12 protein-coding genes and 1 tRNA gene are annotated in these 19169 nt (G+C 67.7%); all 13 read right to left on the minus strand.

Annotation, left to right across the window (positions count from 1 at the left end):
- On the minus strand, positions 1-2842 hold a 2842-nt coding region (locus AB1824_01110; protein MEW5763548.1), incomplete at its 3' end, for a tetratricopeptide repeat protein.
- A complete protein-coding gene (locus AB1824_01115) occupies positions 2793-3509 on the minus strand; it encodes a C4-type zinc ribbon domain-containing protein (protein ID MEW5763549.1) in 717 nt (238 codons plus the stop codon). The genes AB1824_01115 and AB1824_01110, both read right to left, overlap by 50 nt.
- A 113-nt stretch (positions 3510-3622) precedes the next feature.
- Positions 3623-3698 (minus strand) — tRNA-Ile (locus tag AB1824_01120).
- Between the two features lie 163 nt (positions 3699-3861).
- Positions 3862-4794: a tetratricopeptide repeat protein gene (locus AB1824_01125; GenBank protein MEW5763550.1), complete on the minus strand. Its 933-nt coding sequence runs from the start codon at positions 4792-4794 to the stop codon at positions 3862-3864.
- A gap of 34 nt (positions 4795-4828) precedes the next feature.
- Entirely contained in the window at positions 4829-6493 is a 1665-nt protein-coding gene (gene rpoD, locus AB1824_01130; GenBank protein ID MEW5763551.1) for an RNA polymerase sigma factor RpoD, read from the minus strand.
- 30 nt (positions 6494-6523) lie between these two features.
- Positions 6524-8254, minus strand: coding sequence for a DNA primase (gene dnaG / locus AB1824_01135; GenBank protein ID MEW5763552.1), 1731 nt, complete (start codon positions 8252-8254; stop codon positions 6524-6526).
- Between the two features lie 92 nt (positions 8255-8346).
- Positions 8347-10704 (minus strand): Smr/MutS family protein, encoded by a 2358-nt coding sequence (locus AB1824_01140; GenBank protein ID MEW5763553.1) that lies wholly within the window; start codon positions 10702-10704, stop codon positions 8347-8349.
- A gap of 19 nt (positions 10705-10723) precedes the next feature.
- Complete coding sequence (gene rpsU, locus AB1824_01145) at positions 10724-10930, minus strand: 30S ribosomal protein S21 (GenBank protein MEW5763554.1); 207 nt, start codon at positions 10928-10930, stop codon at positions 10724-10726.
- Between the two features lie 236 nt (positions 10931-11166).
- Positions 11167-12174, minus strand: coding sequence for a hypothetical protein (locus tag AB1824_01150; protein MEW5763555.1), 1008 nt, complete (start codon positions 12172-12174; stop codon positions 11167-11169).
- A gap of 571 nt (positions 12175-12745) precedes the next feature.
- The gene (locus tag AB1824_01155; protein MEW5763556.1) at positions 12746-12991 is read right to left on the minus strand and encodes a hypothetical protein; all 246 of its coding nucleotides are present in this window, start codon (positions 12989-12991) and stop codon (positions 12746-12748) included.
- Complete coding sequence (locus AB1824_01160; protein MEW5763557.1) at positions 12988-15036, minus strand: response regulator; 2049 nt, start codon at positions 15034-15036, stop codon at positions 12988-12990. Before AB1824_01160 ends, AB1824_01155 begins: the two co-directional genes overlap by 4 nt.
- 17 nt (positions 15037-15053) lie before the next feature.
- A complete protein-coding gene (locus AB1824_01165; GenBank protein ID MEW5763558.1) occupies positions 15054-15446 on the minus strand; it encodes a response regulator in 393 nt (130 codons plus the stop codon).
- Between the two features lie 71 nt (positions 15447-15517).
- On the minus strand, positions 15518-19024 hold the full coding sequence (locus AB1824_01170; protein MEW5763559.1) for a PAS domain S-box protein: 3507 nt from the start codon (positions 19022-19024) through the stop codon (positions 15518-15520).
- Positions 19025-19169: the final 145 nt, after the last annotated feature.

Raw genomic sequence — 19169 nt, forward strand, 5'->3', positions numbered from 1 at the left:
TGGGGGGAGAAAGCTCGGCCAGACGACGGAGGGCGTACTCTCCCTGGACCGTGCCCTCGCTTTGGGCCGCCAGCTCCCGGTAAAGGGCCGCGGCGTCGTCCCGGCGTCCCAGCCTTACCATGAGTTCGGCGGCGCGGTATCGGGAGGTCAGAGCCCACTCGGCGCTCGAAGAGGTGTAGGCCACGTCGAGGTAGGCCTGGAGAGCCTCCCGCGGGCGGTCGAGGCGTTCCAGCGTGTAGGCGAAGTGGAAGCCCGTTTCGGCGTCCCGGAAGGCGGCCTTGAGCCGCGCGAAGGCCTGCAGGGCCGACTCGAGCCGGCCCCTTTCCTCCAGGAAAAGGGCCGCGGTGAACAGATCCTCTCGCTCTTCGGGGGTGGCCCGGGCGGCCGAGGCGAAGGCCTCCAGGTGGGTCACGGCGCCGGCCGTCCGCCCGAGCACGCGCGCGGCGTTTCCGGCGAGCCAGTGGGCCCTGAGCGCCTGGACGGGCGACAAACCGCTGGGTACGGAAAGGGAGCGTTCCAGCGCCTCCAGGGCCGGGGCCATGTCGCGCTGGGCAAAGGCCGCTTCCCCGAGGAGGAGGAGGGCCTCGGGGTCCGCGGATGCCTGCAGGAGGGAGCGCGCGGCGGTGAAATCCCCCCGGCTTGTGGCTTCTCGGGCCAGGAAGAGCAAGGCTTCCGGGGCCCCCGGTCCCTTCGGTCTCCGGTCCAGGTACCCTCGGTAGGCCTGGGCGGCGCCGGCGCGGTCCCCCGAGGCCAGGCTGGACCGGGCCCGTCTCAGGAGGGTCTCTCCCTCGGAGAGGGCGGAGGGTTCCGATTCCCGGAAGGGAGGCACGGCTCGCAGGGCGGCCTCCGGGCCCTCCTGGACCAGGAGCGTCATTTCCAGGCGCCGCTGGGCCAGGGGCGCCAGGGCGTTGTCCGGGGTCGGGGCGGCCGCGGCGCGGAGATCCTCCAGGGCCTCGGGGAGTCTTCCGGCCTGGAGGAGCAGGTCGGCCCGGACCAGGCGGATCGTGGCCGCTTCTCCTGAGGAATCGACGAGGAGAGGCGTCAGAAGTTCCAGCGCCTCTTCCGTCCGGCCGCTCCGCGCGAGCGAGTCGGCGCACCGCAGGGTCAGGGCCGTCCTCCTCGAAGGTTCCGCGAGCGTTCGAATCGCCTCGACGGCGGGCGCGAGCCGTCCCTCGACGAGGTCCGCGAGAGCCATCTGGTAGCGCGCCTCGTCTTCTTCATCGGGATCGCGGGTGGAAGTGGTGGCTTCCACGAGATGGAGGCGGGCCTCCTCCATGGAGCCGCGGGCGAGAGCCTCCCTCCACCGAAGCCGGGCGAGCCGGCGGGTCTGGGAGGGATCCAGGGGGAAGGCGCGCGCCGCGTCGAGCAGGCCGACCGCGTCGCCGGCCCGGCCCTCCGTGGCGAGGCTTTCGGCGGCCAGGAGCAGGGCCTCCCGGGCCTCGGGGGCGTCGGGGTACGCCTCCGCAACGACCTTCAGGACCTCGCGGGCGCGGCCCGAATCGCCCTCCGAAAGGAGGATTCGTCCCATGAGGAGGTAGGCCCCGGGAGCGGCGGCCCCTTCGGGGGCGGCCTGAATCCTCTCCGCAAGGATCTCCTGGGCGTCGGCGGAACGGCCGCATTCCCAGGCGAGCCGGGCCGCCGCCAGGGCGGCGCGGCCCTTTTCACCCTCCGAGGAAGCCGAAGCCGAGGCCAGAGAAGCCCAACGGGCCGCCCGGGCGGGATCCCGGGGCCCCTCCCACGCCAGCCGTGACGCCAGAATGGCGCCTTCGAGGCGGACGGCCGGGTCGGACCATATGGGGAGGCCGGGCTCCAGGAGGTCCAGGGCCTCGGCGAAGCGCCCCTGGCTCGCGAGGGACCGCGCGCCCCGAAGCCGGGCCTCGGCCGATGCCGGGCCATCGGGAAACCGGGCCAGAAGGGCCCGCACCGCCGCGACGGTCGCCTCGGCATCCCGGCGCAAGTCCGCCCCGCGGACGGCGGCGAGGGAGGCGGCCTCCTCCCAGGCCTTCAAGGGGATTCGGGTGCGCACGAGATCGTAGGCTCGGGCGGCCTCGCCCGTGGCGAGCAGGGCCCACGCGCGAAGGAGATCGGCGCGCGCCTGTTCGTCGTCGGGGAGCATCCCGGCGGAATCCAGGGCCTGGAGGGCCCCGTCCGCGTCCTTCAGTCGCAGGCGGCAGGCGGCGAGGAGAAGATGGGCCTCGGTTCTCACGTCGCCCGACAGGCCGGGATCCGCGGCCAGGGAGCCGAGGAGGCGCGCCGCGGGTTCGTCCCGCCCGAGGACCGAAAGGCCCCGGGCCAGCGCCAGCCGGTCCGGAGCGGTCCGTCGCGATTCGGGAAGGGCCGTGAGGGCCCGCACGGCGCCCTCGGGATCGTCGAGGGCCTCGGCGGCGCGGGCGGTCAGTCGAAGGTGGCGCAGGCGGGCCGGTTCCTTGCCCTTCAGCGGAGCTTTCAAGGCCTCGGCGGCCTCGGCGGCGCGACCAAGGGCGAGGAGGGCCTCCGCCCGGTCCAGGGGAAGCGTGTCCTGATCCTTGGCCGGAAGCCCCTTCAGGGCCTCCTCGAGGAGCGGGAGGGCCTCCCCGGGGCGTCCCTGCTCCAGCAGACCGCGTCCGACCAGGCCGGCCACGTAGGGACGGTGGGGCCCTCCGGGATGGCGCTCGAGGTAGGCCAATCCCCGCTCCACGGCGGTCTGGACCGCTCCCTCCCGGACGAGTCGCTGAAAGATCTGGAAGTCCTCTGCCTCGGCAGCCAGAATCGGGCCGCGGAACGGGCAGAGGAGGAGGAACAGGACCGGCAGGCTACCGGCCCGAACCGTTTTCAAGGAAGAGGATGCGCTGGCAACCCTCACAGAAGACCACCTCCTCGCCGTAGTGGAGGTCCTGGATCAGCTTGGGGCGGACGCTCATGAAGCACCCCTGGCAGATGCCGCCCTTGGCCTCGACGACGGCAAGGCCGTTCCGCTGGGCGGCGATGTGCGTGTACTTGGTGAACCACCCCGGGTGCATGGCTTTCTGGAGTTCCTGCCGCTCCTTCTTCTGGGACAGGATTTCGGCGGAGAGCCGTTCCTGCTCCTTCTTGAGGGCTCCCCGGTCCTGAGACACGTGGGATTCCCCCTCCTCGTATTTCTTCTTCAGCTCCGGCAGGAGCTTCTCGATCTCCTCCAGGCGGGCCATGTCCTTCAAGGCCTGCTCCTCGAGGACCTCCCGGGCCTTCTTGGTCGCGTCCATTTCCTTGAGGAGGGCGCTGTATTCCTCATTGGAGCGGATCTCTGGCATCTTGAGCTTGAGCTTCCGCTCCTTCTCATCCAGGGACTTCAGCGCCTCCTCCGCCTCCCGGCGGCCCTTCGTGAGGGTTTCCATCTCCGTCATGACCTTGTCCAGAGGCGCCTTCACCGAACTGACCTTCTCGTCGATGACCTTGGCCTTCTTCGGAATCTGCTGGAGGTCATGGCCCAGGGTCCGGATGGAGGTGTCGAGCCTCTGAAGTCGGAGCAGTTTCTCAAGAATCTCGTTCACTCTCGCGGCTCCCTTGCTCTCAAAAATAAATAAGGGGTGCACTCCTATGCACCCCTCGGGATCTCACCTGTGCTCGGGGACGGGAACCCTGTTCAAAGGACACGCTCCCTTCCTGGTGGGCCCTCCAGGATTCGAACCTGGGACCGACCGGTTATGAGCCGGTGGCTCTCACCGCTGAGCTAAGGGCCCAGCAGTAACGGCAAATGTTACCACACATCTCCTTGGGAAGTAAAGGGATGGAAAAGGAGGGGACATCGACCCCCGGGTCCGGGGAGAACCGAGGAGGAAACGGGAAGGACGGCCCCGAGGGAAGGAGGCCGGGGAGGGGCGCCCCCCCGACCTCCCTCGGGGTCTACTTCTGCTGGTTGGCCAAAGGCTCCAGGGCGGCGATGGCGTCCTTCCACTGCTGGGCGTCCGGCGCGTCGGGCTTCATCTTGAGGTAGATCCGAAGCTGTTCGATGGAGCCCTTGTAGTCCCCCAGTTGGGCCAGGGCGATGGACCATTCCCGGTGGGCGTCGGCGTCGTTGGGGTCCTCCTTCGTCGCCTGGGCGAAGAGTTCCACGGCCTTTCGGGCATCGCCCGAGTTCAGGGCCGTGACGCCCGCGTTGTAGGTCTCCCCCGTGACCTGGCCGCCCTTCTCCTTGAACCGTTTTCGGTACTCGGCGGCCTTGGCCGCGTCGCCTTTCTTGTCGTACAGCTTGGCCAGCATCCCCAGGACGCTTGTTTCCCCTGGGTACTGGATGTCGTAGGCCTCGAAGGCGGCGAGGGCGCCGTCCGTGTCGCCCATCTGGTCATAGCAGGCCGCCTTGAAGAAGAGCGCGGCCTTGAGGTTGTCGTTCTGGGCGATGGCCTCGTTGGCCTTGGCCAGGGCGCCCTCGTAATCCCCCATCTCGTAAAGGGCTTTGGCCTCCGCGGCGGGACTGGCCTTCACCTCCTGCACGGTGATGTCGGCGCGCATGTCGAAGTTGATCTCGATGAGGTCCATGAGCTTCGGCTTGCCGTTCTTGCTGATCTCGGGGAGGTCCCCCACCTTGACGGTGACCGTGTAGCCCTTGTCGGAGTAGGGGAGGCCGGCCTGAACGTAGGTTCCGAACTTGTCGGTTGTGACGGTGTAATGATTGTTGGAGTTGGCTTCGTCCACGATGCGGACGGGGAGGTCGGCAACCGGCTTCCCCTCCCGGTCGAGCACTTTCCCCCGGATCCCCTTGGTCAGCTGGGCGAAGGCCCCTGTGCCGATGGTCATCAGGATCACGGCCAGGGCCAGCGTGCGGACAGCGGTTTTCATCTCGCTCCTCCTCAGGAGACTATTCTAGACCCGCTCAGCGGGTCCCCTCCAGAAACGCGCGCAGGTGGCGGCTTCGGGAGGGCAATTTGCGCAGTGCCTTGGCCTCGATCTGCCGGATGCGCTCCCTTGTGACCGCGAAGGCCTTTCCGACCTCCTCCAGGGTGTGCTCCGTGTCGTATCCCAGCCCGAAGCGCATCCGGATGACCTTGGCCTCCCGCTCCGGCAGTTCGTCCAGGAGCGCCGTGATGTGGTCGCGTCGGTCTTCCGTGAGAACGTGCTCCACGGGCGAGGGGATGACCTGATCCTCGATGAAATCCCCCAGGTGGCTGTCCTCCTCTTCCCCGATGGGGGTCTCCAGGGAGATGGGCTCCTGGGCGATCTTGAGAATCTTGCGCACCTTCGAGACCGTGATGCCCATCCGGTCCGCCACCTCCTCGGGGGTGGGTTCGCGGCCGATCTCCTGGACGAGCGTGCGCATGGTCTTGAAGAGCTTGTTGATGGTCTCGATCATGTGGACGGGGATCCGGATGGTCCGGGCCTGGTCGGCGATGGCCCGGGTGATGGCCTGCCGGATCCACCACGTGGCGTAGGTGGAGAACTTGTAGCCGCGCCGGTACTCGAACTTTTCCACGGCCTTCATGAGCCCGATGTTCCCCTCCTGGATGAGGTCCAGGAACTGAAGACCGCGGTTGGTGTACTTCTTGGCGATGCTGACCACGAGCCGCAGGTTCGCCCGGATCAGATCGTTCTTGGCGTTTTCCATGTCCACCTCGCCCCGCGCGATCAGTGAGGCGATGTGCTTGACCTCCCACACGGGCGAGCCCATCTCCTTCTCGATTTGCTTCAGGCGCGCCTCCACCTCCTTGAGCCGCTTGCCCAGGTCCTCGTGCCGGGATTTCTCGGTCTTCGAAAGGCGCGTCTTGAGCCGCTTCTGGGTGGACTCCAGGGCGCGGATCTCCTGGTGGGACTTCTTGAAGGAGGCCATCATGTCGTTGATGAACCGGGAGTTGAGCTCCAGCCGCCGGATCTTCTGGGTGAGCTCGACGTAGAGGCGGCTGAGGGTCCATTTGAGCTTGCGGGCCTTCTTGGACTTCTTGTTCTTCTTGACCTCGGCGGCGAGCTTGGAGGCGAGGGATTCGGCCTGCTTCTGGATGGCGCGGATGCGGTCGACGATCTCGATCTGCTCCTCCAGCCGGCGCTTGAGGTCCTCCTCGTCCTCCACGTCGTCGAAAAAGGACAGGTAGTGGCGGGCCGCCTCAGGATCGCGGCGGATCTCCTCCCCCATGCCGAGGATCATCCCCGCCGCGTACCGGGAGCGCGAAAGGGCCTTGATCATCATCTTCTTGCCCCGCTCGATGTTCTTCGCGATCCGGACCTCCCCCTCCCGGTTCAGCAGGGGGGTCTGGCCCATCTCCCGCAGGTACATCTTGACGGGATCGTTGGTCCGCTCGAGGTCCGGGTCGTAATCGAGGAGGCTCTCCTCCGAGTGGGGCTTGGCGGCGAACCCGGCTTCCTCGGGAACGGGCTTCTCCTCCACGTCGATGCCCTGCTCCTCCAGGATCTGGAGCAGGAAATCCATGTCCTCCGTCGAGTGGAAGTCGGCGGGGAGAAGCTCGTTGATCTCGTCGTAATTCAGTTTTTCCTTGTTCCGGGCGTAATCCACCACGATTTCCCGGATGTCGTCGAGTCGTTCGTCCATCGTCTTTCCTTCGCTCCGATCCCGCTGGATTTAGAGGGCCCGGGCCGGCCCGCCCTCGATGGTGTGGATCTGCTCCATGAGGGACATCTTCTCTCGATTGAGGATTTGCACGAGGCCGAAGTCCTGCCTCCGGCTGGCTTCCTTGAGCTGCCTCTGGATGTCCCGCTCCTTGGTCCTCAGGTGCGAGGCGTGCACTTCGGCCGCCGCCCGCTGGAGGTCGCCTTCGCCCGCCGGCTCGTGACAGCCGTTCAACACGCGGGCCAGAAGCGCTTCCTGGGAGGGTTCGGGTGGATCCCCCTGGAGGAGGGCCAGGAGGAGAGGGGCCGCTTGCATGGAATGGAACACCTCCTCCGGAAGGCCGCGGAGCACCCTGCGCGCCTCCTCCCCGTGGGAGAAAAGCCCCTTCACGAGGATCTGCTCCCGGACCGGGAGCGGGGCGGGCTCGGGAGCGGGCTCCCGGGCCGGTCCCGCGGCGCCGCCCCGGGTCTCCTGGAGGCGCTTGAGGATGAGGGCGGGCGCGATGCCCGTCCGCCCGGCCACGTCCCTCGCGTACTCCTGCCGTTCGATGGGATCGGGCACGGCCCCCAGGAATTCGGCCAGGCGATCCACGAAGGCCACTCGGCCCTCCACCTCCCTGAGACTCGCGGAGGCGAGGGCGCGTTCCACCAGGAAGTCGAAGAAGGGAAGCGCCGAATCCACGAGCTTTCTGTAGGCCTCCGGCCCTTCGGCGGCGATGTACCCGTCCGGGTCCTTCCCGCGCGGCACAGCAAGCACCCGAATCCGAAGCCCTTCCTGGAGCAGGAGGCGGATGGCGCGTTCGGCGGCCTGCAGACCGGCGGCATCCTGGTCGAAGTTGAGGATCACCTCCCGGGCGTACCTCCTGGTGAGCCGGACCTGGCCTTCGCTGAGCGCCGTTCCCAGCGTGGCGGCCGCGAAGGGCACGCCCGCCTGGGTCACCGCGAGGAAGTCCATGTACCCCTCCACGAGGAGGAGCCGCTCCGCCTCGCGAACGGCCTGACGGGTCAGGCTGAGACCGTACAGGACGTCCCGCTTTTGAAAGACCGGGCTTTCGGGAGAGTTGAGGTACTTGGGCTCTTCGTCCCCGAGGGCCCTTCCACCGAAGCCGACGGTGCGGCCCATGACGTCCTGAATGGGGAAGAGGAGCCGATCCCGGAAACGCTCCACGTGTTCGCCGCGCCCCCGCTCGAGGACCAGACCCGCCTCTCCGGCCTCCTCGGCCTTGAAGCCCTGGCGCCCGAGGTGGGCCAGGAGGCCCCCTCCGGGAGGCGCGAAACCCAGGCCCAGACGCTCCGCCGTCTCCACCCGAATGCCCCGCCGATCCATGTAGGCGCGGATTCGGCTGGACGGGGGCGCCGACCGGAGGGCGTTCCGGTAGTAATCCGCGGACAGGGCAAGGAGCTTTCGGAGACGGTCCCGGCGGTCGGGCCCCGGGTCCCGGTCTCGCGGGCCCCCGAGTTCCAAGGTCACGCCCGCCTTCCGCGCGAGGATTTCCGCCGCCTCGGGAAAGGAGCAGCCTTCGGCCTCCATGAGGAAGCGGATCACGTCCCCGCCCTTGTGGCAGCCGAAACAGTAGAAGAGGCCGTTGTCCGAATCCACCGAAAAAGAGGGCGTCTTTTCGCGGTGAAAGGGGCAAAGACCCACGGAGCGCCGTCCGCGGCGGGTGAGCCTCACGTAATCCTGATAGACCTGAATCGGATCAATGAGGGATTTGATTTCTTCCACGCGGCGGACGATGGTCATGGCACCTCGCAGGCCACAGGCTAATCTAGTGCCTCAACCCGGACGGCGCAACCCGAGTTTTGCACGATAAAATCGAGTATGTGAGCGGTTCCTCACGTTCGAAGCCGCACGAGCGTGACCCCGGCGCCTCCTCCGGAAGGCGGCGGCTCCTCCCAGGAAGCGGCGTAGGGACAGCGCTTGAGCCACTCCCGCACGGCGGCCCTGAGCCGGCCCGTTCCGATTCCGTGAATGATCCGAACCTCCGAGAGGCCGGCGGCCACCGCCCGGTCCAGAAAGGGCTCCAGTTCGGCCTCGGCCTCGGCGGCCGTACGTCCCAGGAGGTGGATTTCCCACCGGGCGTCGGCCCCGCCGTATTCGGTGCCCAACCCACGCCCGCGGCGCTTCCCCTCGGGTGGATTCTCCAGCACCTCCACGTCCGACGCCCCAACCTGAAGGGTCTTGCCTTCGACCTCGATCAGGACCCGTCCCGAGGAGGGATCGGCCTCCATCACCCGCCCGGTGAACCCGAGTCCCAGAACGCGGACGAGGTCGCCGGGAGCGGGAAGGATGCGGGGAGGGGAGGGGGAGGTGTCCAGGCCGAGGGATTTCCCCGCCTCCTCGGCGACCTTCACGGCGGCCTTTGGGGCCACGCGCCTCACGGCCTGCTTGTTCACCTCCGGCTTCAGCGCCTCCACGAAGCGGGTTTCGGCCTCCTTGAGGAGGGCGGGGAGGGACTCTACGAAGCGCCGCCGCTCGGCATCCAGCGCCCGGGCGGCGCGTTCCTTGGCGGCCGCGGCGGCCTCCGCCTCGCTCCGCCTTGCTTCCAGGTCCTTCCGGGCGGCCGCCAGGGCCTCGGCCTCGGCCTCCAGGGCGGCCATCACGTCCCTCAGGTGCTTTTCCCCCTCGGGCAGCAAGGTCCGGGCGCGGGCCAGGATGCCCGCGGGAACGCCCGATCGTTCGGCGATTTCCAGGGCGCGGCTGGCTCCCACCTGGCCCATGCGGAGGCGGAAGGTGGGGGCCCGGTCCCCCTCGGCGAACTCCATGCCGGCGTTTCCCATGCCGTCGGTCACGAGGGCCCGCATCTTGAGGGATTCGAAATGGGTGCTGGCCAGCGTGAAGCCCCGCTTCTCGTGCAGATGCAGGAGGATGGCTTCTCCGAGGGCCGAGCCCTCCGCGGGATCCGTCCCCGAGCCCAGTTCGTCCAGGATGAAAAGGAAGGGCTCCGAGATCCCGACCAGGGCGTCCCGCAGGGCCACCATGCGAGCGGAAAAGGTGGACAGGTCGTCGAGGATGGACTGGGTGTCTCCCACGGTGGCGTGGATGCAGGGCAGAACGGGCAGGCGGGTGCCTTCCGAGGCGGGAATCGGGATCCCCGACTGGTGCATGAGGCAGAGCAGGCCGACGGTCTTGAGCGCCACCGACTTTCCCCCCGCGTTGGGCCCGCTGACCACCAGACTGCGCGTCCCGGAGAGGTGGAGGGACAGGTCGAGGGGCACGGCGGGTCCCCGGGGACTTTCCCCCCAGGCTTCCGCCCTGAGGTCGTTGAGCTCGGGCGCGAGGAGGGGGTGGCGGGCCGAGACGAGGACCAGGTCGCCCTCCTCGGTGACCTGGGGCAGGATTCCACTGTACCGCCGCCCGAGGCGGGCGCACGCCAGGTCTTCGTCCAGGCGCTCGACGGCCTCGTAGACGGCCTCCAGGGTGTCGGCGGCCGCCGAAAGCAGGCCCGAAACCTCCACCAGGATCCGGTGGATCTCTTCCCGCTCCTCGGCGTCGAGGGCCGTCAGGCGGTTGTTCAGGTCCACCACCTCGAAGGGTTCGATGTAGGCCGTGGCGCCAGTGGAGGAGGTGTCGTGAAGGATGCCCTTCACCTGGCCCTTGAAGCTCGTCTGGACGGGAAGAACCAGGCGCCCGTTTCGGACCGTGTAGGTGGCCTCCCGCAGGACCGAGGACCCGAGACGATCCACCAGGCTCTCCATGCGGGAGAGGACCTGGCCCCGGGCCGCCTCGCGCTCTCGCCGGATGGACCTCATGCGCTGGCTCGCCCCGTCGGCCACGTCCCCCCGTTCGTCGAGGGTCCGCTCCAAAAGGCCCAGCAGGGGACGCCACCCTTCTCCGGCCGGAAAGGAGCGCCGGATCACCTCCTTGGGGGAGGCGGGGTCCAGTATCCAGGCCTCGGCGCGGGAGGCCACGCGAAGGGCGTCGCGTTGGGTCCGCAGGACCTCGAGGGGGAAGGCCAGGCCCTTCGGCACCCTGGAAGGCGGGCGACGATACCCCTCCAGGCTCAGGGCGCCGGACAGGGATTCGCCCCGCATGCACGCCTCGACCCGGGCGTGCCGGTCCATCACTTCGTTTGCGTCGCCCCCGGGGAGCCGGGTCCCGGCGCGAGCCTTCCCCTCCTCCGTCTGGGCGCAGAGGGAAAGCAGCGCCAGGACGCGGTCCCACTCGAGGGACCGGAGCGTCCTGACGTCCATCTGGTTCGGATTGTACGCCTTATGCGTTGAGCTTGCGTTCCTGCGCCAGTCGCTTGAGGAGCTTCTTGCGAGCGGCCAGGGCCTTCTTCTTGCGCTTCACGCTGGGCTTTTCGTAGTGCTGGCGCTTTTTCAGCTCGGAGAGCACGCCCGCCTTCTCGCACTTCCGCTTGAAACGCCGGATCGCGCCTTCGACGGTCTCGCCCTCTTTAAGGACCACTGTCGGCAATCGCTATCGCCTCCCCTCTAGAGCCAATTTGCCTCCGCCCTGAGGCGAAAGCCCGTCATTTATAACAGGTTCTCGGAGAAAGTGCAAGGGGCCTGAGGGCCCAAGCGGGGAATGCGGCCAGAGGGATTCCGTGTCGGGGAGACGGAATCCGCAGGAGGGCTGCCACGCCCGCGCCCGCCGCGCCGTCCGATGGGGACGGGCGGGAAGGGATCGAGCCCCTCCCGCCCGGTCTGAATCTACTTTCCCAGAACCTTCATGAGGTCCTTGAGGGAGGGCTTCTTCTTCTTCTGCTCCTCCTGGGACTGTTGCTGGGGCTGTACCTGCTCCCCTTCTTCGCCGGAGGCTTCGGCGCTCTGCCCGGCATTCCGGTTGGCCTCGTCGTTCATTTGCGTGAGGCCCTTCATCATGGACCCCAGGCCGAGTTCGGTCTTCGTGTAGCCCGCGGGAAGAACGAAGGTCCCGGGGGGGATGGCGGCCATCTGGACGTCCTTGGTCGTCAGGATGCTCGTGCCGTTATCCTTGCCGTCCACGAAGTGCTTGGTCCGGACCTCCATGGGGAACCCCAGAAAGCCGACCTTGGCGGCCACCACCTTGTCGAAGGCGGGGTCGCCCGTCACCAGACCCTGGCTGTGCCAGTTCCGCTCCCCGAAGATGGCCAGGACGTCGTAGGCCGTGGTGGTGTAGTAATCCGTGACGTCCTCGGTGCGGGACTTGGTCTTGAAGCCCATGACCTTGGCCTCGGTGGTGTAGGCCAGGCGGATGCGCTTCCCGGTGCAGGGCACGCCCGAGACGACCTTGGGAGGGAGCGGCGAAACCTCCACCTGTTGGTCGCTGTAGGTGATCTTCATGGACTGCCCCATCTGGTTGGCGGCGTTCTGCATCTCGTCGAGGTTCATCTCGACGTATTCCCTCCGGTCCGGGTATACGAAGTAGGCCACCTTGCCGGTGTTGTCGCCCAGCATGTAGGAGCCCTTCGGGAACATGAAGAAGTCCGAGAGGTAGTTCATCCGGAACTTCCCGCTGTCCGCCATGACTTCGAAGAGGAATCCCATGGCTCCGTCGCCCGTCGGGAGGCCGAGCTTTCGTGCCATCTCCTTGTCTTCGGCGGACATTTCGCGGGCCTCCTGTTTCTGCTGGGGCCCGCCTTCCATCTTGACCTCGCCGCGGTACTTGATGCCCATCAGAGCCTGGGCGCCGAGGCTGGCCGCGGTGAGGGTGAGCGCAAGGATCGCTGATTTCTTCATCGGATCGTCCTCCATGTCCATGGTGCCACCCGGGGCGGGGCGGGGCAAGAGGCGGAGGGGATTTCGAAGGGGGATTTCGGATTTCGAATCCATGGGGCGAACGGCATGCGTGTCCAAAATAAACGGCCTCTTTGCCTTCGAAGCAAGGCGGGACGGGCGCCGCGCCGTTGGCGCGGCTTGCGAGGCCTGGACCGGCCGCTTCCGTGCACGCACGTCCGCGTCCCGGTCCATGGCCTCCCCGCGCCCTTCGGGCGCTCCGTCCCGCTTCGGCTGGCACGGCCACGCCGTTGCCCCCCACCCCCTTTTCAGGAGGCCGCACGTCCCGGACCTTGGGCTTTGTCAGGCTTCGGCGCCCGCATCCTCAACGTACACAGGTACGCCTCCGGTGCGGCCGCCTCGCCTTCCTCGCCCAAGGCCCAATCCTGCGGCCTGATTATTGGCTCGTCTGGAGAATCAGTGCAGGCCCCTGAGCTGAATCGCCGTCCGCCGAGGGCGGTCTGGCTTGGAGGCCCGGGCCGATTCACCAGACGACCCGCTTGCCCGACCGGTGACCCCGGTCCACCGGCCTCTATCAGGTTACCGGCCGGTGCGTGCCGTAGCCGCAGATGGGGCACTGGATCAGCGCGCCCTCCCGCTCCGCCAGGGAAGCCAGGTGGCAGTGGGGGCACTCCATCCCGGCGGCGAGGAAAACCAGCGTCTGCTTCTCCGGACAACCGGACCGGGTCGCGGGAAGGCAGGGGCACGGTTTTCGGAAGACGGGCCGGCTGGAGAGGGGCTTGCGGGGCTTGAACAGGGGGCGCGAATCCTTGGAGGTCACGGCCGGGCCGGGGCCACCCGGTTTCGGCCCCCTTCCTTGGCGAGGTAGAGCGCCCGGTCGGCGGCCTCGCTCAGGCTCTGGGCGTCCATTCCCTCCTCGAGCCCCGCCACGCCCACGCTGAGGGTGCAGGTGACGGTGGTGCCCTCGGCGGGGTGGATCACCTGCGCAAAGGCGGCGCGGACCTCATCCAGGATGCCCGCGGCGCGATCGGCGGTGGTGTCGGTGAGCAACACGGCGAACTCGTCCCCGCCGAAGCGGCCCAAGACGTCGGTCCTTCTCAGGCGCTGGCGAAGGAGGTAGGACAGGCTCTTGAGAACCCGATCCCCCGTTGCGTGGCCGTGGGTATCGTTCACCTCCTTGAATCGGTCCACGTCGATCATCGCCAGCGACAGGGGGCTCCCGACCCGGCGGGAGCGGGCCACCTCGACGACGATCTGCTCCTTCATGTGGGTGTGGTTGAGAAGGCCGGTCAGCCCGTCGCGGCTCATGAAGGACTGGAGGATCCGGGCGCGCTGGGCGCGAGCCGTGACGGAGGAGATCAGGTACTGGGGGGCGATGTTCTTGGTGAGGAAATCGTCGGCCCCGAGGTCGATGGCCTTCATTTGCTGTTGAATGCGGCTCTCCACCGAGAGGAAGACGATGGGAAGCGTGAGGAATCCGGGGATCTGCCGGATCACGGCGGCCAGCTCCAATCCGTTGCAACCCGGCATGTACAGGTCCATCAGGACCAGCTCCGGGTTGAACTCGCTCAGGGCCTGGAGGGCGTCCTGAGGGCGGTTCACCTTGGCGATCTTCATCCCGGCCTGCCCGAGAAGCAGGCCGAAATGCTCCGCCAAGGCGGGCTCGTCCTCCACGATGAGCACGCGCAGGGGATCCACGGGGCGGGGATTGGTCAGGCTGTCCAGCGTGCCGATCAGGTCGCCGAGCTCCACGGGTTTGGTGAAGAAGGCGGCTCCGCCCGCGCGGACGGCTTCGAGCCGGGTGGCGAAGTCCCCGGCCTCAGAGAGAAACACGAGGGGAGGGCGCGGCCGGCCCTCTGGAAAGAGCCTCCGGGCGGCCTCGGTTCCCTTCTCGGTTTCGCCCGTGAAGAGAATATCGAGGATTATTGCGGCGGGCGGCGTCTCGCCCGCGATGCCGGCCAGATCCTCCAGGCGCGCCACGGTCCTCACGTCGTAGCCGAAATGGCTGATCTGCATGCCGAGGTTCAGGGCGAAGACGCGGTCGTCGTCCACGAGGAGGATGAGTTTCCCGGTCCGGCTGGCTCCCGGAGGCGGCTCGATGTAGCGTGCGGGCACGACCTCGATCTCGGGCCGAAGGACGTCGGGCCGGGCGGAAAGCTCCCTCAGGCGGGACAGCCCCTCGGAGACGGCCGCTTCGGCGTCGGCCGGAATCGGCGTTCCGCCTTCGGCCATGTCGGCCAGGAGGTGTTCGACGGATCGGGCGGCGACGGATAGGGCCGTGTAGCCGAAGGTGCCGGCCGTGCCGGCCAGGCTGTGGACCATCCGGTGAAGCGTCGCCGGACCGTCCGCCGGGGCTTGCCCGGAGCGGACGGCCGACCACAAGGCATCCATCTCATCCAGGCGAGCCCCCACCCCGGAGGCGAAGACTTCCCGGAGGGCGTTCAGCTTCTCCTGGAAGTCCTCCGGGACGGCCGCCGGTTTCTGTGATGACGTGGGAAGGGGGGCGAACTCGCGGACGGCCGCGAGAAGTTCCTCGGGGGAGACGGGTTTGGTGAGGTACGCGTCGGCGCCGTGCTGCTTTCCCTCCGTTCGGTAGCGATCTTTCCGGTACACGCCGGTGACCAGCACCACCGGCGTACTGGACAGGGAGGGGGTGCCCTTGATCTGCTGGCAGAGTTTGAACCCGCTCAGTCTGGGCAGGAGGAGATCGGTGACCAGGCAGGCGGGCCGCTCCTTCTCCACGAGGGCGAGGCCCGAAAGCCCGTCGGCGGCCTCCACGACTTCGTAGCCCGCCCCCTCCAGAACCGCGCGGAGAAACTCCCGGATCTTCGGCTCGTCATCCACCACGGCGATCTTGGGACCCATGACCCACCCCGTTTCCGTCAGCGAGAGGTCCGCTCCCAGATGGCCCGGACCGTGGCGGGCAGGGCCATCGGATCAAAGGGCTTGGTGATCACATCGGCGGCTCCCAGGGCCAGAAATTGCTGGATCTCCTGGGGTTGGGCCTTGGCGGTCATGAAGATCGCGGGCACGCCGGCCAGGGAAGGCGTCTGACGAAGCCGCTGAAGGGTCGTGGGTCCGTCCATGCCGGGCATCATGACATCGAGGAGGATGAGGTCGGGGCCGAAGGCGGGGCCCTTCTCGATGGCCTCGGCCCCTGAACTGCACACCTCCAGGACGAATCCGCCCAGGCTTTCGAGGGAGAGTCTGGCCACCGTCTGGATGTCCGGCTCGTCCTCCACGTACAGGATTCGCCTCAATTCGCTCGCGGGCATGTGCTCTCCTTTCTCACTTCCTGACCGCATCTGTCCCCGCGGGGTCCGAACGGCTGCGGTCGTGGCGCTCTCTATGGATCGGGCCTCCGGATTGGTTTTCCTCGGGCCAGGGCGTCTTCAACGGCCTGCCTCAAGTTCTCGTTGGACGTGGCCCCCTTCACCAGGAACCCCGCGACGGCGGGCGGCATTTCCAGAGCCCTGTCCTCGGCCGAAAAGACCAGGGCCGGTACGGAGCGGTCCCTCAATTCGGGCAGAAGCTCCGCGCCCCCTCCGTCGGGAAGGGTCAGATCCAGCAGGACGAGCTGGAAGGAAGACTCGTCGAGAAGCCGGCGGGCTTCCTCCAGCGACCGCGCGGACACGACGTCCGCGATCTCGCAGACGATGCCCCGGACCACCTCCAGGACGTCCGGGTCGTCCTCCACGTGCAAAATGAGCGGGCGTTCGGATCCCGCTGGAGGAGTCGCCGGCGTCCCCTGTCCGTCGGGGAGGGATGTGGAATCGGCGGGGGCGAGAAGGGGCAGGTCGAAAAAGAAGGTCGTGCCCTTTCCCTCTTCGGTGGTGAAGTCCATGCTCCCACCCATTTTTTCCACGATGGCCTTGGCAATGGAGAGGCCGAGCCCCGTGCCCCCCTTCTTGCGGGTATCCGAGGAGTCGGCCTGGGCGAACTTGCCGAATATCTTGGATCGGAAGGCTTCGGGGATTCCCGGGCCCCGGTCCGTGACGGACACCCGCACGCGGCGGCCGCTCGGTTCGGCTCGTAGGGAAACGGTCCCGTTCTCGGGGGAGAACTTGATGGCGTTCGACAGGAGGTTCGTGACCACTTGCTGAAACCGGTCCACGTCCACCCTTACCAGGAGGGTTCCGTGGGCGGGAGGCGTTTCGAGGGCGATGGTCTGTCCGTACTGGTGAGCGAAGCCGCGGTTTGCTTCCACGGCCTGGTGGAGGAGGGCGGCCAGGTCCGAATCCCGCAGGTCGAAGGCCATGCGCCCCGCCTCGATCTTCTCCATGTCCAGGATGTCGTTGATGAGGCGCACCAGCCGCTCGCTGTTCTTGAGGGCGATGTCCACCAGGGCTCGGGCCTGGGCGGGCATTTCCCCCGCCACCCCCCCCTGCAGGAGGCCGAGGGAGCCGCGGATGGAGGTCAGGGGCGTGCGGAGTTCGTGGCTCACCGTGGAGACGAATTCTTTCTTCAGCCGGTCCACCTCGCGGCGCTGGGAAATGTCCTGGATGCTGCCGGCGTACCGCCGCCCCGCCGGGGACCGGAACTCGAAGAGAGAGAGTTCCACGGGAAAGATCTCCCCACCCTTTCGAATGGCCTCCCATTCGGTCACCCGGCCGAGGGCCTGAACCAAGGCCCTGCGGAAGAAGTCGCCGGGATCCTCCCCCTCGGGCACGGCGATGAGTTGGCTCACGTGCCGGCCCACCATCTCCTCCCGCGAGTAACCGAAGATCCGTTCCGCCGCGGGGTTGACCATTTCGATCACACCGTCCTTCTGGAGGGAGACGAGCCCCCCGAGCATGTTGTCGATGAGGCTCCGGGTCCGCCCTTCGCTCTCCTGCAGGGCCGCCAGGTCCCGCTGCCGCTGGATGGCCGCGCCCAGCGTTCCGGCGAAGGTCTTGAAGACGTCCAGTTCGGCGAGGGACCATCGCCGGACCTGGCGGTGCTCCGCGAGGACGAGAATCCCCCACCATTCGCGCCCGGCGAAAATGGGGAGGAAGGCGATGGAGCGGCCCTGCCAGGGCGAGTCGGCAGGGAAGCCCCCGGAGGCGTCCGCCGGAGACGCCGACTTCGCCTCCCCCGCCTCCAGCCCCTCGACCCAGGCACGCGGCAGCCATTCGGGACGGCACACCGGGGGCGGCTGGTCGTGGGGGGACCCGCAGGCGTCCGGATCGAACCACATGGCCCGCCGCTCGGCCCGGCATTCGGCGGAGGGCTTCTCGTAGAGGGCGGCGGACCCGACCTGGAGAGCCTGGCCAAGCCTCTCCAGCGCTCCTCCGATGCTCCGGCTCCAGTCCTCTCCCCGAAGGAGGCGTTCCGCGGCGGCGCTGGAGGCCTCGAGCACCGCGTCCCGGTTGCGCATGGCCGATTCGGCTTCGCGGCGCTGGGTCACGTCGGCCACCATGCCGATGGCGAAGAGCGGCTCTCCTTTCAATCCCCGTGCCAGGGCCACGTTCAGGGCTCCCCAGAAGACCGTTCCGTCCTTCCGGACGTACCGCTTCTCCATCCGGTACCCCTCCCTCTGCCCGGCCATGAGGCCGCGGAAGAACTTCAGGTCGAGGTACAGATCCCGGGCGTCCGTGAAGTCGGCGAAGGTGAGGCCTCGAAGCTCCTCCGCCGTGTACCCCAGCATCTCGCACAGGGCCGGGTTGCTCGCGAAGGGACGTCCCTCCGCGTCCACCAGGGCGATGCCCACGGGGGAGGCGTCGAAAATGGCCTTGAATTGAGTCTCGCTGCGGCGCAGGGCTTCTTCGGCGGCCACCCGCTCGGAGATGTCGTTTTGAATGCCCACGAAGTGGGTCACCGTTCCGAAGTCGTCCCGGACCGGGAAGATCTGGAGCTCATTCCAGAAGGGGGTGCCGTCCTTTCGGTAGTTGCGCAGGACCGCCGAGCCCTCGCGCCTTTCGCGCACGGCCCTCCGGATCTCCTCCAGACCGGGCTGGTCCGCGTCCTTCCCGTGAAGGAAACGGCAGTTGCGCCCCGCCGCCTCCGACACGCTGTACCCCGTCATCCGCTCGAAGGCCGAATTCACGAAGATGATCGGGTTGTCCGGCTGGGAGGGGTCCGTGATCACCACTCCGTTGCGGCTCGAAGAGAGGGCCCTGTGGAAGAGCCTCAGGTTTTCGACGGCCCGCTGGGATTCGGTCAGGTCCTTGGCGTTGAGGACGAGCCCCCGGATGGCGGGGTCCCTGAGGAGATTCGTCCCCAGGGATTCCAGGATGGCGTAGCGCCCGTCGGGCCTTCGGATGCGGAAATTGGCGAAGAACACTTCTCCGTCGGTCCGCGCCGCGCCCTGAAGAACGGACCGGATGGGACCCACGTCGTCCGGATGGAGGATCTCCAGGAGAGAAGCCCCTTCGAGGGCCTGGAGGGAATAGCCCAGGATCGTCTCGGCGGCCGGGTTGGCGTACCGGATGACTCCCTCTTCGTCCAGGACGGCCAAGAAGTCCATGGCGTTCTGCACGAGTTTCCGAAAGCGCTCCTCGCTGAGCCGGAGGTCCTCCTCCGCCCGCAGGCGGTCCGTGGCGTCCCGGCAGAGGCCCACGAAGGCTCGCCGGCCGCCCACTTCCATCTCGGTCACGGTGAGGTCCATGGGGAAGACGGTTCCGTCCTTCCGGAGCCCTTCCAGGGTCAGGAGCCGGCCGATGACGTGGGCGTCGCCCTCTTCCAGGTACCGGCGGAGGTATCCGTCGTGGGCGCTCCGGTGCGGCTCGGCCATGAGGACGGAGACGTTTCGCCCCAGGATTTCCTCGGCTTCGTACCCGAAGATTCTCTCGGCGGCCCGGTTGAACGAGAGGAGGACGCCGCTTTCGTCCACGGTCAGGAGACCGTCGAGGATCGTGTCGAGAATGGTCCGCACGAAGACAGGACTGCGCTCCAGGTGCGTCTTCGGGGCGCCCGGCCGGGCCGGTTCCTTTGGTCGGGAATGACGATTCTTCGAAGCCGCCACGGCGCCTCCCAACGGCAAGAGCCTCGGATCCGGTTCCCAGGCCGAGTGTAGCGCA

The sequence above is a fragment of the Acidobacteriota bacterium genome (assembly GCA_040752915.1).
GTDB lineage: Bacteria > Acidobacteriota > UBA4820 > UBA4820 > DSQY01 > JBFLVU01.